Annotated in this window: 11 protein-coding genes; 9 read left to right on the top strand and 2 right to left on the bottom strand. The window is 48.5% G+C overall.

From position 1 onward, the window contains the following. Positions 1-95 precede the first annotated feature (95 nt). Positions 96-1,418: an amino-acid N-acetyltransferase gene (gene argA / locus ACS8E3_RS12830; protein ID WP_439244716.1), complete on the bottom strand. Its 1,323-nt coding sequence runs from the start codon at positions 1,416-1,418 to the stop codon at positions 96-98. Between the two features lie 229 nt (positions 1,419-1,647). On the opposite strand from argA, the gene ACS8E3_RS12825 reads away from it, so the two are divergent. Next, a complete protein-coding gene (locus ACS8E3_RS12825) occupies positions 1,648-2,253 on the top strand; it encodes a hypothetical protein (RefSeq protein WP_439244714.1) in 606 nt (201 codons plus the stop codon). A 265-nt stretch (positions 2,254-2,518) separates the two neighbouring features. Continuing rightward, positions 2,519-4,087 carry a phytoene desaturase family protein gene (locus tag ACS8E3_RS12820; protein WP_439244712.1) on the top strand — a complete coding sequence of 523 codons (1,569 nt, stop codon included), beginning with the start codon at positions 2,519-2,521 and terminating at the stop codon, positions 4,085-4,087. 190 nt (positions 4,088-4,277) lie between these two features. Here ACS8E3_RS12820 and ACS8E3_RS12815 read toward each other — a convergent pair whose 3' ends face one another. Further along, positions 4,278-5,294 (bottom strand): patatin-like phospholipase family protein, encoded by a 1,017-nt coding sequence (locus ACS8E3_RS12815; RefSeq protein ID WP_439244711.1) that lies wholly within the window; start codon positions 5,292-5,294, stop codon positions 4,278-4,280. A 114-nt stretch (positions 5,295-5,408) separates the two neighbouring features. Here ACS8E3_RS12815 and recG point away from each other — a divergent pair, with 114 nt between their 5' ends. From recG to ACS8E3_RS12780, 7 genes are all read left to right on the top strand, one after another. After that, complete coding sequence (gene recG, locus ACS8E3_RS12810; RefSeq protein WP_439244709.1) at positions 5,409-7,739, top strand: ATP-dependent DNA helicase RecG; 2,331 nt, start codon at positions 5,409-5,411, stop codon at positions 7,737-7,739. Positions 7,740-7,875: 136 nt separating this feature from the next. After that, a complete protein-coding gene (locus ACS8E3_RS12805; protein ID WP_439244707.1) occupies positions 7,876-9,225 on the top strand; it encodes an NAD(P)/FAD-dependent oxidoreductase in 1,350 nt (449 codons plus the stop codon). 292 nt (positions 9,226-9,517) lie between these two features. Continuing rightward, on the top strand, positions 9,518-10,837 hold the full coding sequence (locus ACS8E3_RS12800; protein WP_439244705.1) for an efflux RND transporter periplasmic adaptor subunit: 1,320 nt from the start codon (positions 9,518-9,520) through the stop codon (positions 10,835-10,837). Continuing rightward, positions 10,834-13,941, top strand: coding sequence for an efflux RND transporter permease subunit (locus ACS8E3_RS12795; protein WP_439244702.1), 3,108 nt, complete (start codon positions 10,834-10,836; stop codon positions 13,939-13,941). The genes ACS8E3_RS12800 and ACS8E3_RS12795 overlap by 4 nt, the downstream gene beginning before the upstream one ends. Before the next feature lie 101 nt (positions 13,942-14,042). Next, positions 14,043-14,666, top strand: a complete 624-nt coding sequence (locus tag ACS8E3_RS12790; protein ID WP_439244700.1) for a YceI family protein — start codon at positions 14,043-14,045, stop codon at positions 14,664-14,666. A 177-nt stretch (positions 14,667-14,843) separates the two neighbouring features. Then, the gene (locus ACS8E3_RS12785; RefSeq protein WP_439244698.1) at positions 14,844-15,785 is read left to right on the top strand and encodes a DMT family transporter; all 942 of its coding nucleotides are present in this window, start codon (positions 14,844-14,846) and stop codon (positions 15,783-15,785) included. Positions 15,786-16,395: 610 nt separating this feature from the next. Further along, positions 16,396-18,776: ESPR domain-containing protein (locus ACS8E3_RS12780; protein WP_439244696.1), on the top strand; the 2,381-nt coding region annotated here is incomplete at its 3' end.

Below are 18,776 nucleotides of genomic sequence, written 5' to 3'. Positions count from 1 at the left end.
GTCTAGGTCGTAACGCATAAAAATACCCCATAAGTTGTGTCCAACTTATGGGGGTCAGTTCAGGTTGGGGCTTTTTTATTGCGCGAAAGTATAGTTTACAACGTCTTTTGAAAGACTTTAGAATTACGGCCATTATGGTACTGATCACGGCGCGGCTCAGGGAGATCACTACTGTCGACCTCAGCGAAACCCTGCTCAACGAACCAATGCGCGGTACGAGTCGTTAATACAAATAACTTATGCACCCCATGGCTACGCGCTTGCTGCTCTAAAAATGCCAATAAATCAGCACCGCGACTACCGCTGCGATAATCAGGGTGGATAGCAACACAGGCGACTTCTGCTGAATTGTCATCTAGCGGATTAAGCGCGGCACAACCTAAAATCATCCCATCACGCTCGATGACACTGTAGTTGTCAATCTCTTGTTCGATACGTTCGCGCGAGCGGGCGACTAAAATGCCCTGTTCCTCAAGCGGGGTTAATAGCTCGATCAAACCGACCACGTCATCGATGTTCGCTCGGCGAATCTCTTCGTAGGGATCGTGACTGATTAGCGTTCCTGAACCATCGCGTGTGAAGAGCTCTTCTAGCAACGCGCCGTCTTTGGCATAAGAGATAATATGGGTACGATGCACGCCTTGACGGCAAGCGCTACTAGCGCAGTGTAAGAAGTAATTGATCTCATGATTGATATCGCGCTCACGCAAAAAGCGATCCACTTCGTTCGGAATCATCTCATGCAGCGGGCGACCATTATCTTGGATACCCGCCTCTTCGCCTAAGAAGATTAGCTTATCAGCATTAAGAGCGACAGCGGCACTAAGCGCCACGTCTTCTGCTAATAGATTAAAGACTTCACCAGTAGCAGAGTAGCCCATAGAGCCCAAAATGACGATGTGATTATGCAGTAAGTTGTTCTTGATCGCATCGACATCTATCGAGCGCACTTCTCCGGTCATCTGATAATCAACACCATCGCGGATACCATAAGGGCGCGCGGTGACAAAGTTACCAGAAACCGCGTCAATGCGGGAGCCATACATGGGCGAGTTAGCAAGTCCCATCGATAGCTGCGCTTCAATCTGCAGGCGTATAGCGCCTACCGCTTGTAAGATACTTGGCATCGCTTCTCGCGGTGTTAGCCGGATATCTTTATGCAGCGGCGAGGTGATATTGACTTCTTTTAGGTTGTCTTCAATCTGCGGCCTGGCTCCGTGTACCAAGACCAGCTTTATACCTAAACTATGTAATAAAGCAAAGTCATGAATCAGCGTACTAAAATTCGGGTGCTTCACCGCTTCACCGCCGAACATAATCACGAACGTCTTGCCGCGATGCGTATTAATGTAAGGGGCAGAGTTGCGAAACCAATGAACATATTCAGGGTTAATCTGTGGCATGGCGCTAGTAGTCATAATAGGAACAGTAATAGTAGGATAAATAGGAAGATTAAAGATTTACCATAGCAAAAAACCCCGTTATGAGCTATCTTTTTATTCAACTACTCTCGGCTCTTATGGAAGGTCAATGATATACATAACCTAAACACGGGGCTGATGTAGCTAGAATAGCTTTTTGCTATGCTAAGCGTTATCATTTGCCCATCTACTGTTTTTGCTATATCAACTAGGAAAGATAATCATTATGAAAAAAAGCAACCATTTTGCCAACCCATTTGCTGCTTGGGGCGGTCACCGTTTATTTCATGTTGTCGCTGGCACGCTCGTCGGGGCAATGGTCGTCACGCAAGCCTCAGCTATGCTTCCCACTCCAGAGCCGGCGCTTGATAATAGCTCTACTGCTCTACAAACAGCGGCTTTTGATTCTAGTAACTCCTCTAATGCTAACTCCAATGCACAGGCGGTGAATACTAAGATTACCGCCTCGCTTATCAGTGTCGATGCAAATGGTAATGAGGTTTTAGTCCCAGTCACCGCTGAGACGCGCCTGCAATCTGGTAATATCTTGGAGTACCAAGGCTACTTTACCAATACTAATGCTGATCGAGTGCGCAAAATGACAGTCACTATGAGTATTCCTGAGCAGGTTGAGCTGTTAGGCGGCGTCATGCCAGACTTTCCTTATGGCAGCGTCGATGGCAACTCTTTCGCTCGTATGCCACTAAGAGGCAATGTTAACGGCCAAAGCCAAGAGATTCCTTTGGGCTATTATAAGGCAGTACGTTGGGATATCGAAGGAGTAGGCCTCAATGATACAGTGATGGTGCAGTACCGTGCGAAGGTAAAATAAAGCTAAGCCTCAAATAAATTGCATTAGGTAGAACGCATACACCAGATTATATGGCATCTTTTGTTTTTTATCTGGCGGGTCCGAGTTCAGATTATATGACAGGGCAAGCACCTATCATGGATGGTGAGCTTGTTTAGCGTTTATGAAGGTAATTTCTCAGAGCTACGTTACCGCTGAGTAGCTAGTCTCCAAATTAGGAGAACAGACCCTAAATTATGTAGTGATATTTGTAATCTACTTTTAGTCCTTTTAAAGGAGTAGTTTTATGAGCAACGATGACCAAGACGCGATTATTATCGGATCGGGACATAATAGCCTGGTTTGTGCGCTTTACCTGTTAAGGGCGGGCTGGTCCGTTCGTGTTTTAGAGCGTGCCCCAATGCCCGGCGGCGCTGTTAAGACGCAAGAATTGACCGAACCGGGGTTTAGGCATGACTGGGCCGCGATGAACGTTTCGAACTTCAAGAATTCAGCATTCTACGCGGATTTCGGCTCGGCTTTGGAACGTCACGGCGCAGAGTTTGTGACTGCAAAAAACTGCTTTGCTTCGGTATATGACGATGGAACCTGGTTTGGTGTCGGTACCGATACCGCAGCCAACGTCTCTCGCATCGCGGCATTTTCTGAACGAGATGCCAAAACGTGGCAATCTCTAACCGACAGCTTTGCATCACGCGCGGCAATCATTGGCGGCTTGATGTCCAGTCCGATGAAATCGACCGCGCTGATAGGCCTTGGGTTCAAAGCGCTGCGCCAGCAAGGCTTGGGCGGCACGTTCGATTTGATCCGCTTTATGCTGTCCTCGCCGCGCGACTGGCTAGGCCGTACGTTTGAGAGCGAAAAGATCCGCGCCGCACTGGCACCTTGGGGCATGCATGTAGACTATGCGCCCGATGTTGCAAGCGGCGCAATCTTTCCCTATCTCGAAGCGTTCGGCGATCAGGCCGGCGGTTTGTCGCTGGGTAAGGGCGGGGCGGATACCATCATCCGCGCCATGGTTGCCGAGATCGAAGCGCAAGGCGGGTCGGTGGAGTGTGACACTGAAGTGACGCGCATCATTCATAAGAATGGCAAGGCCCAAGCTGTCGAAACCGCTGATGGCAGACAGATTAGTGCAAACAAGGCAATCATCGCCAATGTTGCGCCAAAGGCGCTAGCGCGTCTGACTGGCACTACCGGCAACGCCGACTACGATTCCGGACTTGACACCTTTAGGCATGCGCCCGGCACGGTGATGATCCACCTGGCTATGTCCGATCTGCCCGACTGGCGCGCCGGATCGGAGTTGCGCGATTATGCCTATGTCACCATCGCCCCAACGCTCGATGCCATGGCGCTGGCCTATCAACAACCACTAGCCGGGCTTTTGCCGACAGAACCGATGATCGTTGTGGGGCAGCCTACCGCGATTGACCCAAGCCGCGCCCCTGCAGGCAAACATACGCTTTGGCTGCAAGTGCGAATGGTGCCTGGCGAGATTAAAGGCGACGGCGCCGGACAGATTAACGCAACCGATTGGGACACAGCACTGGCCCCCTTTGCCGAGCGTGTGCTGGATATCGTCGAACGTCACGCTCCCGGCCTGCGCGACCGGATTATTGGCATGCGCTGCGTGTCCCCGCGTGATCTGGAGGCCGACAATCCAAACCTAGTGGGTGGTGATCAGGTCTGCGGCAGTCATCATCTGTCACAAAACGCGATTTTCCGTCCGGTTCTGGGCTATTCTGATGGCACGACGCCGATCGAAGGGTTGTACCATACAGGCGCAGCTGTTTGGCCAGGCGCAAGTACAGGCGCAGGTCCAGGTACATTGCTGGGCCGGATGCTGACATAGGGTGGCAGTCATTCATTGGTTGTGAGCGCGGCATTGAAAAAGGGTCAGGCGCCGCCGGTAAGCATAAAAAAACACTAACATGCGTAATGCTAGTGTTTTTTTATGCTCAGACTTTCTATCGCTATCTTCAACAAGTGGTATGAGATAAATACAAAAGAAATCAATCACTTTGCACAACGACCTTGCCTAGCTACTCTGGATAGAGGCTCTGAGTTTTGTCGGCGATCAGTTGTTTGATAGCTATCATTTGTTTATTAGCCGCTTGCTCGCCTGCGGCAATAAGCGCTCGGCGTTGGCTGCTATCCAATGAGCTTAAGTGACCAACCTCTGGGATAATAACGATATCCGCGCGATCACGCTCTAAGCGCATCTTAGTGCTGCGATTGTTAGCTAATCCATTAGGGCTCGCATTGGCATTGGCTATAAAGCGGCTCTCTAACAGACCCCAAAAGCCGCTCAACGAAGTGATAGCCGTTAAAGCAGTGTTAAAGCTATCCGCGCTTTTATGTTTAGTGTTAGGAGCAGTAACATCGACCGCGATAACAATATCTGCCCCTAAATCGCGGGCGCTATCAACAGGCACTAAGCTGACGACGCCGCCATCGATATATTTTTTACCAATCTTTGCAGGGATGCGCGGTGCAATAAACACTTTCGGTACACTGCTAGAGGCTTGCACCGCAAGTCCAGTGTCGCCAGTAGTAAACACTGCCTTTTTTAAAGTATGCTTTTCAGCTGCAACCGCTGCAAATGCAATGGGCAAGTCTTCTATCGGCTGCTGCATCACTTGGGTATTAATAAAATCTCTGAGCTTGATACCTGCAATAATTCCCTGATTCGATAAAGTAAAATCTGTCAATTCGCTATCGGCTGTGGTTAGAGCCAAGCGCTCGAGCCTAGCCGCCGTATAGCCACTGGCGTAAACACTACCGATAATACTACCCACGCTAGTACCGACTACTAAGGTTGGGGTAATGCCATTTTCCTCTAACGCTTTGATAACGCCAACATGCGCAAACCCTTTGGCACCGCCGCCACCTAATACTAATGCCACGCTAGGGGCGGTGGGCGCGGGCGGCTCTGAATGGGCTACTGGCGTAAGGCTATTGCAGGCGCTAGCCAGTAAGCTTATAGTAGTGAGTAAGCTTATTTTTATAAATAAAGTCAGTGAGCGCTGAAAGCGATAAATTCTTATGGCACGGAACATAGCAATCTCGAAAGTAGCAGTGCTAAATAGCTTAGCATAATAAGGATGCTTGTCAGTTATAATAGTAGAACCAAGCCTATGACTCTAAGTTAAAAAACTGAATTAGGATTTTTGATGCCCCTCCCTGCGACTCAATCGATAACGCATCCGGTCAATAGCGAGCCGGCCTCAGCGCTAGATATGCCCGTTTCCGCATTAGCAGGCGTTGGCCCAAAAGTTGCTGAGCAATTGGCGCTGCTAGGTATCGTGCGTATCTTTGATCTGTTATTGCATCTGCCAAGAGACTACGAAGATCGGAGTCGCCAAGTCGCTATCAGTGACGTGGCACATGGACAAGCGGCGCTCATCACCGGCCGGGTAGTGCATATCGATAATAAACGCGGCGGCATGACCGTCATCATCGATGATGGCACTGGGACTGTGGGTTTGCGCTTCTTTAAAGTCTATCGAGGACTAGCGCAAACAATGAGCTTAGGAACTCGGTTGCAGCTGTTTGGTGAGGTCAAAGTTAGCCGTTATGGTAAGCAAATTCATCATCCTGAATATCAGATCATCACCGATGGGGTGCCCGTCACCGATATTGGCCTGCAGCCTATCTATCCGACTGTAAAGGGCTTACACCAAAACAAGCTGCGTACTTTGATTAAGCTTGCGCTACAAACGGTGCGTAGCCAAGGCCTACCGATGACGCTATTTACTAGCGCTGATTTCGCTGTCGTCACCGATTTGCCTTTAGCGCCCTTTGAACCTGCTAAAGCTATTGAACCAGATGTTGAGGATATCTTCTCGACCCTCGCTCGTAGCGTGCCGGATAGTAGTAGTGTCAGTAAAGCTGATCCCGCAGTTTATAATAACTCAGAAGCTTACCAGCTCGCCTCTGTCACTACTGACCATAATCAGCATCATAACGTCTATAATTTATCGATATTTGAAGCTTTGGTACTGCTGCATACACCGCCGACTTATACCGATGCCGATCAACAATATAAACTGCTGACTCAGCTCACTGCCCGTACGCATGCCGCCTGTCAGCGCTTAATTATCGAAGAATTGACCGCCCATCAGCTTAGTCTCTTGTACCGCCGTCAACAATTGCATCAGTATAAAGCGCCAAAATGTACTACTCAAAGTGCGCTGACCGATAAGCTGTTTGCTGCCTTGCCATTTGAGTTAACGGGCGCGCAGCAAAGGGTGATGAGAGATATTACCGCTGATATGGCAACCTCTATCCCTATGCTCAGACTTGTGCAGGGCGATGTCGGCGCAGGTAAGACGCTAGTGGCAGCAGGGGCGGCGGGTTACGCGCTTGATAGTGGCTGGCAGGTCGCAGTCATGGCACCGACTGAGATCTTAGCTGAGCAGCATTTGCTCAATTTTAAACAGTGGTTTGAGCCATTAGGAGTAGAGGTCGGTTGGCTGGCGGGTAAGCAAACGGCGAAGCAGCGCCGTGAAGCTTTGGAAGCGGTAAGCGAAAACAGCGTACAAATCGTCGTTGGTACTCATGCGCTGTTTCAAGATACGGTTGAGTTTGCCAAGTTAGGTTTAGTGATCATCGATGAACAGCACCGTTTTGGCGTCGAGCAGCGGATGGCCTTGACTAATAAAGGTGTCGCTGGCAGTACCCCGCATCAGCTGATCATGACGGCAACGCCGATTCCGCGCACGCTGGCGATGAGTGTCTATGGCGATATGGATACCTCTATTATTGATGAGCTACCGCCCGGACGCACGCCGATTACTACGGTGACTGTCGATCGCAACCGCCGTGATGAGGTGATCGAGCGTATCGCGGCTAATTGTGCTCAGGGCAGACAAGCCTACTGGGTTTGCTCTTTAGTGGAAGAGTCTAGCGTCTTAGATGCACAAGCGGCTGAAGCTACTTTTGAGGATCTCAATGAGCGCTTAGACATTCGCATTGGTCTTGTGCATGGCAAGATGAAAGGCGCTGATAAGCAAGCTATTATGCAGCAGTTTAAAGCAGGCAAGCTGGATTTATTGATTGCGACAACAGTCATCGAAGTTGGTGTTGATGTGCCCAATGCGTCGCTTATGGTGATTGAGAATGCCGAACGTCTAGGGTTATCACAATTGCATCAATTGCGCGGGCGCGTAGGACGAGGATCGACCAAAAGCTTCTGTGTGCTGCTCTATCAGACGCCATTGTCAGAGACCGGTACTGAACGCTTAAAGGTATTACGAGACAGTACCGATGGTTTTGTCATCGCTCAAAAAGACTTAGAGCTAAGGGGGCCAGGGGAATTACTTGGTAAACGGCAAACCGGTAATATCGGCTATTATTTGGCAGATCTGATTCGCGATGAAGAGCTGTTCGCTATTGCCCAGCGCTTGGCTCGCCATCTGATTGCAGATGCTAGCCGTAAAGCCGATGTCAGCCAACTCATTCATCGCTGGATGCCTGAGGCCAGTCGCTATACCAACGCTTAATAATTCTCTTTGATACACAGCTTAAATAATAAAGGCTAGCATCTTAGTAGCACGCCAAAAGTTATGCTCCGTAAAAGCTACGACTTTTTGTGTTGTTAACGGACGGTAGGCTACTGATTTACAAGGAAGTAGACTGATGATGGCTAATGAGCAGATGAGGTTTGCGGAGAAGTCGTTTTGGTTAAATAGTTATGGACACTATGATGCTAATCCGCCGTTGACTGCTAATATCAAAGCGGATGTTTGTATCATCGGTGGCGGCTTTACCGGTCTGAGCTGTGCCTATGAGTTTAAGAAAATAAACCCTAATGCTACGGTAGTCGTGCTTGAATCAAAAGTGATTGGCTACGGGGCTAGCGGGCGTAACGGCGGCTTTAGTATGAAGCTGTTCGGCCTTGAACCTGAGGTCATCGTCATGCGCTGGGGCGAGCAAAAAACGATCGAGGCGCATCAATATATGATGCAAGCGGTCAAGCATGTGCAGCAGTTAGTAGACGAGCACAACTTCGACTCAGACTATCAGCATCCAGGTATGCTGCGCGTGGCTTATAGTGATAGGCAGCTCAACAGACTCGCCAGTAGCTATGAACTGTTTCAAAAACTAGGCATCGATAGCGATATGTCTTGGCGGCAGCAGGATTTGTTAGCTAAAGAATTTAACAGCGATAAATTTCTCGCGGGGATTTATGAGAGTGAGACCGGCCTCTTAAACCCAGCTAAGCAAGTCCGAGAACTAAAGAGAATCTGCCAAGAGCTTGGGGTACAGATCTATGAAACCACGCCAGCTATAGATATTCAAGAGGCGCGGGTTATTAAAATAACTACCCCGAAAGGTGAGGTCACTAGCGATAAACTTGTCATCGCTACCAACGGTTATTCTCATACCCTATCTGGTGTCAAACTCAAAAACCAACAACTGCCTATCTGGACCTATCAAATCATCACCGAGCCTTTGACTGACGCACAGTGGCAAGCTATTGGTTGGCAAAAAAGACAAGCTTTTGAAGATAACAGACACTTAGTGCATTATTTTCGGCCAACGGTAGATGGGCGTATCACTATGGGCGGCGGCCGTATCGACGTCGCCTACGGCAGTAATATGGACAAAGATAGCAATAACAGCGCTTGGCAGCATTGTGAGGAGCATCTCAAATGGCTGTATCCGCAATTACAAGATATTAAGATAGCTTACCAATGGGGCGGCCCGACGTCGGTCAATCTCGATATGACACCGGAGATCGGCTATCTGAACTCCAATAAAATCATCTATAGCTGTGGCTGTATCGGTCATGGCGTCTCCCTGACGCATCTCAATGGCAAGCTAATAGCGCAGCTCTTAAGCGAGCAAAGTAGCGATTTGACTGACTTTTGGATAGTGAATCGCAAAGCCATTCGTCTGCCGGGCGATATCATCAGTTGGTGTAGCGCAAAAGTGCTGAGTCAAAGCTTAAGCTTGGCAGATAAGTTCGATGAGCGTCATCTTTAGACTTAAGCTGAATGAAAAAATCCTATCAGCGACAGTACGACCACTACCATGCTGCTAACTTGCTATCAGCAAAAGCAAATTTTCGATGAGATTCAGTGACTTGCTCTTTTATCCTAGTACCAGAATATAGACGCGCAAGATATCCATACGCATTGACGCGCTGATGGGATAAGCTACAATGTTCAAAACTTATGCCTGTTTTTTAGACTGTTTATCACCGTTAACAGACGGATAGTCGCTAGATTTTTAGTCGCTAGATTTTCGCTATGGCCCTTATTTATAGAGACCGCTTATGAGTGACCTTCAAGACCCTAATGGCAAGCCAGTTGTTGATGATCAAAAGGCAACTAGCAACGCTGACTTACCGCCTTATCGTCAACCTGAAGTCCCTAGCAATAATACTAAAATGCCGCCTTGGCTGCTACCGGTCTTAGCAGTGATGCTGGTGGTCGGTGTGCTGTTAGGAAGGTATTGGGGCAGTAATGAATCTGCGAGTGATGAGCAAGTGGTGACCAGCTCTGATACTCAAGCCAATAGCGCCTCTGACATAGACAGTGTAGAGCAAGCAGTGCTGTCGGTAGAAACGGTGCTGCCAAGCCAAGATAGCATCGGTAATAATTTGCGTGCTGATGGCACCATTAGCCCTAAAGATACTGCTAATGTCAGCGCCAAGGTCAATGGAGTGGCGATTGAACAAGTGCTAGTAGAAGAGGGTCAACAGGTCAAGGCCGGTCAAGTGTTAGCCATCTTTGATTCCGATGCCGCCAAGCAGCAAATCCTGCAAGCCGAAGCGGAGGTAGCCGAAGCAGAAGCGACGCTCGCCAATGCCAGTGCTGATGCCGCTAGGGTATTGCCTTTGATTGATATCGACGCGATAAGTCGTCAAGAAGCCGATCGTTATCGCACCTCAGAGCTACAAGCAAGAGCGGCGCTGCAAGCGTCAAAAGCACGCCTGAGTAATCAAAAATTAAACCTAAATAATTCGCAAGTGACCGCGCCTGTCAGTGGTATTATCAGTAAAAAAATGGCGGAAGTCGGTATGGTATCGGCAGGCGAGTCGCTATTTACTATTATCAAAAATGGCATTTTAGAGTGGCAAGCGGATATCGACCCTAAGCTTATCGGTGAGGTAACGGTAGGCACGCCGGTCAGAGTCAGCCTGCCGAATAACCAATCGGTAATGGGTAAGGTGAGCCGTATTGCCCCAACTGCTGATAGTAACCGCCAAATTACCATCTATGCCAGTCTAAATAAAAACCCAGCGGCGCGCTCGGGTATGTATCAGACGGGTGAGTTCTTATTAGGTAGCGCTAGCGCGCAAACTATCCCGAACGCGGCCATCGTGAGTAACGACGGTTACGACTATGTGATGCTAGTCACCGACATAAAGGTGCAAGATGGCAAAACCCTTGGCCGTATTCAGCAGCAGCGCGTGACTTTAGGGGAGCGTCTCGGTGATAAGGTCGCGGTAACAGAGCCGCTGCCTGCCGATAGTCGGCTGGTCAAGCAAGGCGGCAGTTTCCTCAATGATGGCGATCTAGTGCGGGTAGTGAATGACAACACAAGCCAGCAAGCGCAAGCAGCTACTGGCGCAGCGCAGGCATCCCTATGAATTTAAATGTCTCCGCTTATTCGATTAGAAACCCGCTAGTTGCTATTTTGCTATTTGTACTGCTCACTTTGGGCGGTGTTTATGGCTTTATGCAAATGAAAGTCCAGCAGTTTCCGGACATTGATTTGCCAGCCGTCGTGGTGACTGTCACCTTGCCTGGTGCTGCGCCTACGCAGTTAGAAAACGACATCGCCAAAAAGATTGAAAACAGAATAACCAGTATCGAGGGCATCAAGCATATTCGTACTACCCTACAAACGGGCGCAGCGACGATCGCTTCTGAGTTTGTACTCGAAAAGGATATCCAAGAAGCGGTCGATGATGTGCGCTCGGCAGTCGGTGAAGTCAGAGGAGATCTACCGGCAGCCGCGAACGATCCGATTATCACCAAAGTCTCGACTGCTGGCTTCCCAGTGATTACCTACTCAGTCGCGGCTGATAATATGAGCGTCGAGGATTTATCTTGGTTCGTTGATGACACCATTACTAAGCGCCTCTCCGACATTCCTGGCGTCAGTGAAGTTGGCCGTATCGGCGGACTTGAGCGCGAGATTACTGTCGCCGCTGACCCTATTGCCCTAAGCGGCTTACAGTTCTCCATTGTCCAGCTCTCGCAGCAGCTAGCCGGTATTCAGCAAGACAGCTCAGGCGGTGAAGCCGAAGTCGGTAACACCACGCAGACCATTCGCGTATTAGGCGCAGTGGATCGTGCTGACGCCTTGAATGATCTACAAATAACGGTGCCTACTACTGGCACGACGCAGGAGCTTGGACGTCTGTCACAGATCACCGATGGCGCGGCTGATCCGACCTCGATTGCCAAGCTCGATGGACAAACGGTAGTGGCCTTTGATATTACTCGCTCTCGCGGCGCCAGTGAGGTAGAGGTGATGGAGCGCGTCGATGCAGAGCTTGCCAAGCTCAATGCGGAGATGAGCAATATCAGTGTCGAAAAAGTCTACGATAGGGCCACACCAGTCGCAGAGGATTATAAGGCTTCGATAAAGATGTTAATCGAGGGCGGTATCTTAGCGGTCCTAGTGGTATTTTTATTCTTAAAAAATGTTCGAGCCACTATTGTTGCTGCGGTGGCTCTACCTTTATCAGTCATTCCGACCTTTTTGGCGATGTATCTTTTCGATTTTAGTCTTAATATCATCTCTTTGTTGGCTCTATCTCTTGTCATTGGGGTGTTAGTCGACGATGCTATCGTTGAGGTGGAGAATATCATTCGCCATCTGCGCATGGGTAAGACGCCTTATGAAGCGGCGATGGAGGCCGCTGATGAGATTGGACTGGCCGTTGTTGCGACTACTTTTACCTTAATAGCGGTGTTTTTGCCGACTGCTTTTATGGGCGGCGTGGTCGGTCAGTTTTTCCGCCAGTTCGGTTGGACAGCGGCGTTGGCTATTTTTGCCTCATTAATGGTGGCACGATTGATAACGCCGATGATGGCCGCTTATGTGCTGCGGCCTGAGAAGCAGCGAGTTGAAAAGAAAAGCAAAACTATGGCGTGGTATCTCAAAGTGGTGTCTTGGACGCTACATCATCGCTGGCTGACAATGGGCGCAACTTTAGTACTGTTTGTCGCCTCACTGATGCTTGTCAAATTGCTACCAACTGCTTTTATACCAGATAATGATATCGATCAAACCCGAGTCGCCATCGAGCTGACGCCTGATGTGGCGCTAGAGGATACTGAGCGCGTAGCAGCGATGGCAAGCGAACGTATCTTAGCGCTACCTGGGGTGACCAATATCTTTACCTCGGTGGGTGCGGCGCAGTCCGCTATGGAAGCAAACTCTGTCGGTGGTAATCAAGCAGAAAATATTGCTAGTCTAGATGTTGTGCTGGCACCACGTGCCGAGCGCGCCTCTAAGCAAGAGATTGAGCGTAAGATCAGTCAACTACTCGCCGAGGTGCCGAGCGCGCGCTTCACCGTTGGCTTATCTAGTGGTGGCGAGACTGGCTATAACTTCTCACTCACCAGTACTAACCCGCAAGTGCTTGAGCAAACCGCTCAGCAAATCATGGCAGATATTCGTAAATTACCGATGGCAGGCGACGTGACTAGCGATCGCAGCTTACCGCGTCAAGAGTTGACGGTCACCCCCGATCGTTTAGCGATGGCAGATTTAGGCGTGACCACCCAAGATATCGCCACCACCTTACGTATCGCCACAGTCGGTGATTATGAGCAGCAGCTGTCTAAGCTTAATCTCGATACGCGGCAGATTCCCATTGTCGTGCGCTTGCCTGATGTCGCCAAAGAGAGCGTCAATCAGCTAGAAGGTCTCTATGTCCCTAGTAACAATGCTAGTGGACAAGGCGTCAGAGTAAGTGAGGTGGCAAGCCTAGACTTCGGTACCGGTCCGGCGCAGATTAAGCGCTTAGATCGGGAGCGCGCTATTAGCATTACCGTACAGCCTGCTAATGGCGAGCTTGGGGAGCTGGTACAAGCGGTGAAAAACACCCCAACTATGCAAAATATTCCCACCTCCATTACCATTATCGATCAAGGGCAGGCGGAGAACATGGCAGAGCTATTTAGCGGCTTTGTCATCGCCATGTCAGTCGGTATTATCTGTATTTTTGGGGTGTTAATCTTATTATTTGGTAAGTTGTTGCAGCCGTTCACCATCCTTATGGCGCTACCGTTATCGATAGGCGGCGCTTTTGTGGGCTTAGTGATTACTAATAGTAGCTTGTCGATGCCCTCAATGATTGGCTTTATTATGTTGATGGGTATTGCCACCAAGAACTCTATCTTGCTCGTCGATTATGCCATTATTGCGCAAAATCGAGGACTGGCACGCTTCGATGCGATGATAGACTCTTGCCGCAAACGCGCACGGCCGATTATTATGACCACTATCGCGATGGGTGCAGGCATGTTGCCGCTAGTGTTTGGTTGGGGCGATGCCGATCCGACTTTCCGGCGTCCGATGGCGGCGGCGGTGTTAGGTGGCTTAGTGACTTCCACCTTGCTGAGTCTGGTCGTGATTCCAGTCGTCTACACTTTGATGGATGATGTCTCTAACTGGTTTAGTAAGTGGCTTGTTCCGCATGGCCGTGATAAGCAGCAGGATCAGGTTGCTGATTGATTAGTATGAAGCCACAAAATGCCAGTTAGAGAAGTGAATAGTAAGTGTCTAACAGCTCAAATTGTATTATTATACTAATCATCACCACAAAGGAATGTGCCATGCTGACTTTAGCGCTTAACCTTAATATAGCGGCTTATCGTCAGCCGCTCGCTCTACTGTCTTTACTATCCATCGCGTTACTGCCGACGGTCAGTAGCCATGCCAACAGCTATCTTATCGTACCCGATAACTCAAACGTCCGCTTTGAGATTGACCATTTTAAGACTTCGACCAACTCCGGCGGCTTTTATAACTTAACAGGGCAAGTGCAGTACGACCCGAGCGCTGAGATTGGCGCGGTCTCTATGGTCATTCCCATGAACAGCATAAACACTGGCAATGTCGCTTTCGATAATGTCCTCAAAAGCGCAGATTTTTTTGATGTTGACAACTACCCTTTAGCCACTTTTACTTCTACCCAATGGCATTTCGCTAACGATAAATCAGAGTTGCCAGTGACCAAAGTCGATGGCAATTTGACTCTGCATGGTCAGACCCATCCTATTACTTTGCGCGCCACTAAGTTCAATTGTTATTTTAGTTTTATTGCCAAAGGGCAAGTCTGCGGTGGCGACTTTACCACCACGATTGATCGTAGAAAATGGAATATTGATAAATATACCTTATTAGGTATTAGCGAAAATGTAGTGTTAAAGGTACAGATTGAGGCGGCAAAACAATAGTGTTATACGCTGACAGCGCTCTATAGGATTAGACGATGTTAATTTACCAATTAAAAGGTCAAGATTTAATAAGTCTTGGCCTTTTGGTTTACTGCTATCATGGTCAATGAATAACCTTTCACCAGCTAGTTTGTTACCCTGTCGTTTTGATAATAAGCTTAGCTTTATGGATGAGTAATGAGACAGATCTCTAAACCACCAATAGTCCGAAAGCCAAGCACTTGGTTTATTGCTTTAGCTTGCCTAGTCGTCGGAGGAGGGCTGTTAGGAATCTCCACTAACTTAGCAAAATATGCAGTTGAGATTGGTCTGACGCCATTAGCGTTTTTATTTTGGTCGATTAGCGGGGCAGCTATTATCTTGTCTGTCGTGGCTTATATGCGCGATGAGGTGTTGGCGCCAAGTGCTCGTAGCTTTGAGTATTATGTCGTGGCAGCTTTGGTCAGTGTCGCAGGCTCTAACTTGATATTTTTCTCAGCGATTCCTCATGTTGGCGCCGGTTTTGTGGCGCTGATTATCTCTTTACCGCCACTACTGACCTATCTAGCAGCGCTCGCTATAAGTATTGAGCGGTTTAATGCTTGGCGAGCTATTGGGGTGGCAGCGGCATTGGCTGGCGCTGGCGTGCTGGCCGCTCGTAAATTCTCAGCGCCAGATGCTAGTGTGTTTTGGATAGTATTAGCTCTGTGCGGGCCTGTTCTGCTAGCTATTGGCAATATCTATCGTAGCCTACGTTGGCCAGATGACGCCTCTCCCATCGCTTTGGCACCAGGCATGCTGATTGCTGCCGCCATAATGCTAGGCTTAGTGGGTATTTTGCCAACCTTTACTCTAGCGGTTCCTTATACTGCGGCGCTACCTATAGGCTTGATTATCTTACAAGCCTGCATATTCGCTGGTCAGTTTTTACTGCTCTTTGTACTGCAACAGACGGGTGGTCCAGTACTCTTAAGCTTACTCGGCGCGGTTGGGGCAATAGTAGGGGTGCCAGTCGCCGTACTGTTACAAGGGGAGGCTGTGCCAGAAGGCTTAGTCTTGGGCGGCTCTTTGATTGCCCTTGGGGTGGCATTAGTAACTTGGGGCGGAATGAAAATGTATAATCACCAGCAAAGTGGCTAACAGATTGTCTATTAACCACTACCTCTGAATGTCAAAGTCAACCATTAAGTAGTCAAAAAAGCGAAGACTAGTAAATAAAGCGCTAGTTTTGCTCCTCTTAAAATCATGTTCTCAAAGTCATGCTCTCAAAGTCATTAAAGACTGTTAAATCAAGCTAAAAGTAGCAAATCCCTATCCAATATATCAGCGTAACCAGAGCGATTAATACGCTGGTTAATGACTAGAGGATAGACCAATTTAGCGACAATAGCCTTTGATTTTTTTGAGCATATTTGTCTGTTAGTTTGTTTTAGCCGTGCGCGCTAATAATACTTTGGAGCATCTTCAATAAGATCAATAGCTTTTGTAAACAAGCTATTATTTTTATAATTATATTCATTTTATCTAATATATATATTCACAATAATGAATTGATAGTATAAAATGCGTTATGAGAGACGTTCTAGCTCTGTATCAATAGGCAAATAGTATTTATCTCAGTACGTAGCTCAACTAACCGTTTTATATGACTAATAGGCCCTTAAAAAAATTTTATTAGCGACTACATTAGCCAAAGGTATGTGGTTTCTGACAAAGCTTAATGACCTATTATTACACAGGGAGTGTTGTCATGAATCGCAATTATAAAGTTATCTGGAATCGCTCATTAGGCTGTTTTACTGCTGTGGCAGAGTATGCCAAGAGTCGCGGCAAGTCCTCAAATACGGCAGTGACTTCAGGAGTTTCTTCCACTACAGCAACTACGCGTCTGCTGCGTTTGAGTACTTTGTGCTTAGGATTAGCTATAAGTGGCGTTGGTGTGCAGACGATAGCAGCGGTCAATTACCAAGGTGATATTGGCGATAATATTAATGCCCTAGGCACCTTAAATGTCAACGGCGGTGTGACTGATATTGCTAAATTAAGTGACAGCAATATTGGTGTCATTAGTGATAGTAACCCTGCTAATAATATTTTTGGGGTAAAAACCTTAACTATCAAACTGGCAAAGAACATCAATTTATCGGCTGATGGCAGTGTCAGGACGGGTAGTAGCGTAATGGATGATGACGGTGTCTCCATCGCTGGGGGTGCAAAATTTACAAAGAGCGGTATCGATGCAGGTAATCAAAAAATAAGCGGTGTTGTAGACGGAGCGGTTGATACTAGTAGCACTGAGGCGGTCAATGGTCGTCAGTTAAATGCTACCAATCAGGCGCTTGCAGCCCAAAAAATCAAATACTTCAGTGTCAAATCTACAGGCGGCGGTAACGAGAATAACGATGGGGCTACTGGTGCTGATGCGATAGCTATCGGCAAAGATGCGAGCTCTTCAGGGCTAGCAGCAATCGGATTAGGTTTGAACGCTGAAGCTTCAGGTAGCAAGAGCTTGGCATTAGGACAGAATGCTATCGCCTCTGGTGGTCAGTCTATCGCTATCGGCGGAGTGCAGGATAATGCAGCAACACCAAGAACGACTGCTAGTGGTCAACAGTCCATCGCGATTGGTGCAAACGTCGTCTCAAGCGGTGCATCCTCTATTGCTATGGGCGGTGATGATTTAGATGCCGCTTCACAAGCTAATGTCGATGGTAGTACACCAAGTAGCACTCTAAATGGCGGCACAGTCAATAAAGTATTCCGCTCTTATGCCAAACGCGACTTGCTTGATACTAGCCAACAGTATGCTGGATATACTCAAGCAGCAGGGGATGCTTCTATTGCTATTGGGGCAAAATCACGTTCTGAAGGGGCTCTATCTACCGCTATCGGGGTGCATTCTAGTACAGCTGGAGTTGCAGCCTCAGCTTTTGGGGTAGCAGCTTCAGCTTCAAAAGATGGTTCGGTAGCTCTTGGTGCCGGCAGCTTGACTGAAAATGATGCAACCTCTGAGAAATCTGTGGTGATCAATGGCGAGACTTATACTTTTGCTGGTAATGTACTAGACGATAATAATACTATAAAAACAGGAGCGCAATTATCGGTAGGCTCTGTAGGTGCTGAGCGTCAAATCAAGAATGTCGCTGGCGGTGCAATAAGTGCTAGCTCAACGGATGGGGTAAATGGTTCTCAGTTATTCGCTACTAACGCTAGTATAGATGATCTAAGCGATACAGTTGCCGCCCAAAAGATCAAATACTTCAGTGTAAAATCTACAGGCGGCGGTAACGAGAATAACGATGGGGCTACTGGTGCTGATGCCATAGCCATCGGCAAAGATGCGAGCGCCACTGGCCTCAGAGCGGTCAGCCTTGGCTTTGGCGCAAAGGCTACTGCTAAAGACGCCACTGCCATAGGTCCAAATGCGCAAGCAAGCAGTCCTAGAAGTATTTCGTTAGGTGATTTGGCAGGCAACCAATCGACCTCTTCTCAAAATAGCTCAAATATCGCTATTGGCGGCAGCGGTGATAAATCTGTCACTGGCTTTGGCGCAGGCTCTAAGGTGGTCGGACGTGACAACATCGCTTTAGGGGCGGAGTCTGGCTCTGAGATCGATGGCAAAATCAATGTCGGTATCGGCGCTGAAGCAGGCAACTTTGTCAAAGGCGATATCAACCTTGGACTCGGCCTAAAAGCGGGTAATCAAGTAGAAGGAAGTAGAAACGCCGCGGTAGGTGCGCAAGCGGGTAGGTCTGTTACAGGCAATTTTAACTCAGCCTTTGGCAATTTAGCCGGTCAAGGGGTGACTGGAAACAGTAATAGCGCCATTGGCGATAGCTCCGGCAGTGGAGTGACAGGCGAGCAAAACGTCGCTATGGGTTTTGAGGCGGGACAGAATATCACTGCTGATGGAACCGTTGCTATTGGAGCGCGTGCCATAGCTTCCACTAATAACGCCATAGCCATCGGCAAAGATGCGAGCACCACTGGCCTCAGAGCGGTCAGTCTAGGCTTTGGCGCAGCAGCGACAGGCGAAGATGCCACCGCTATCGGTCCACAAGCACAAGCCCTATCGAATAGAAGCATCTCAATCGGTAACCTCTCAGGCAGTAAATCCTCCGCACCTGGCAA

Origin of the sequence: Psychrobacter sp. 2Y5, assembly GCF_051847375.1 — a bacterium.
Lineage (GTDB): Bacteria > Pseudomonadota > Gammaproteobacteria > Pseudomonadales > Moraxellaceae > Psychrobacter.
This window is presented reverse-complemented; position numbering and strand designations above follow the sequence as displayed.

Bases quoted from the DNA above. Each gene is read 5' to 3' on its own strand.
- argA (WP_439244716.1), bottom strand. From the start codon at position 1,418: ATGACTACTAGCGCCATGCCACAGATTAACCCTGAATATGTTCATTGG.
- ACS8E3_RS12825 (WP_439244714.1), top strand. From the start codon at position 1,648: ATGAAAAAAAGCAACCATTTTGCCAACCCATTTGCTGCTTGGGGCGGT.
- ACS8E3_RS12820 (WP_439244712.1), top strand. From the start codon at position 2,519: ATGAGCAACGATGACCAAGACGCGATTATTATCGGATCGGGACATAAT.
- ACS8E3_RS12815 (WP_439244711.1), bottom strand. From the start codon at position 5,294: ATGTTCCGTGCCATAAGAATTTATCGCTTTCAGCGCTCACTGACTTTA.
- recG (WP_439244709.1), top strand. From the start codon at position 5,409: ATGCCCCTCCCTGCGACTCAATCGATAACGCATCCGGTCAATAGCGAG.
- ACS8E3_RS12805 (WP_439244707.1), top strand. From the start codon at position 7,876: ATGATGGCTAATGAGCAGATGAGGTTTGCGGAGAAGTCGTTTTGGTTA.
- ACS8E3_RS12800 (WP_439244705.1), top strand. From the start codon at position 9,518: ATGAGTGACCTTCAAGACCCTAATGGCAAGCCAGTTGTTGATGATCAA.
- ACS8E3_RS12795 (WP_439244702.1), top strand. From the start codon at position 10,834: ATGAATTTAAATGTCTCCGCTTATTCGATTAGAAACCCGCTAGTTGCT.
- ACS8E3_RS12790 (WP_439244700.1), top strand. From the start codon at position 14,043: ATGCTGACTTTAGCGCTTAACCTTAATATAGCGGCTTATCGTCAGCCG.
- ACS8E3_RS12785 (WP_439244698.1), top strand. From the start codon at position 14,844: ATGAGACAGATCTCTAAACCACCAATAGTCCGAAAGCCAAGCACTTGG.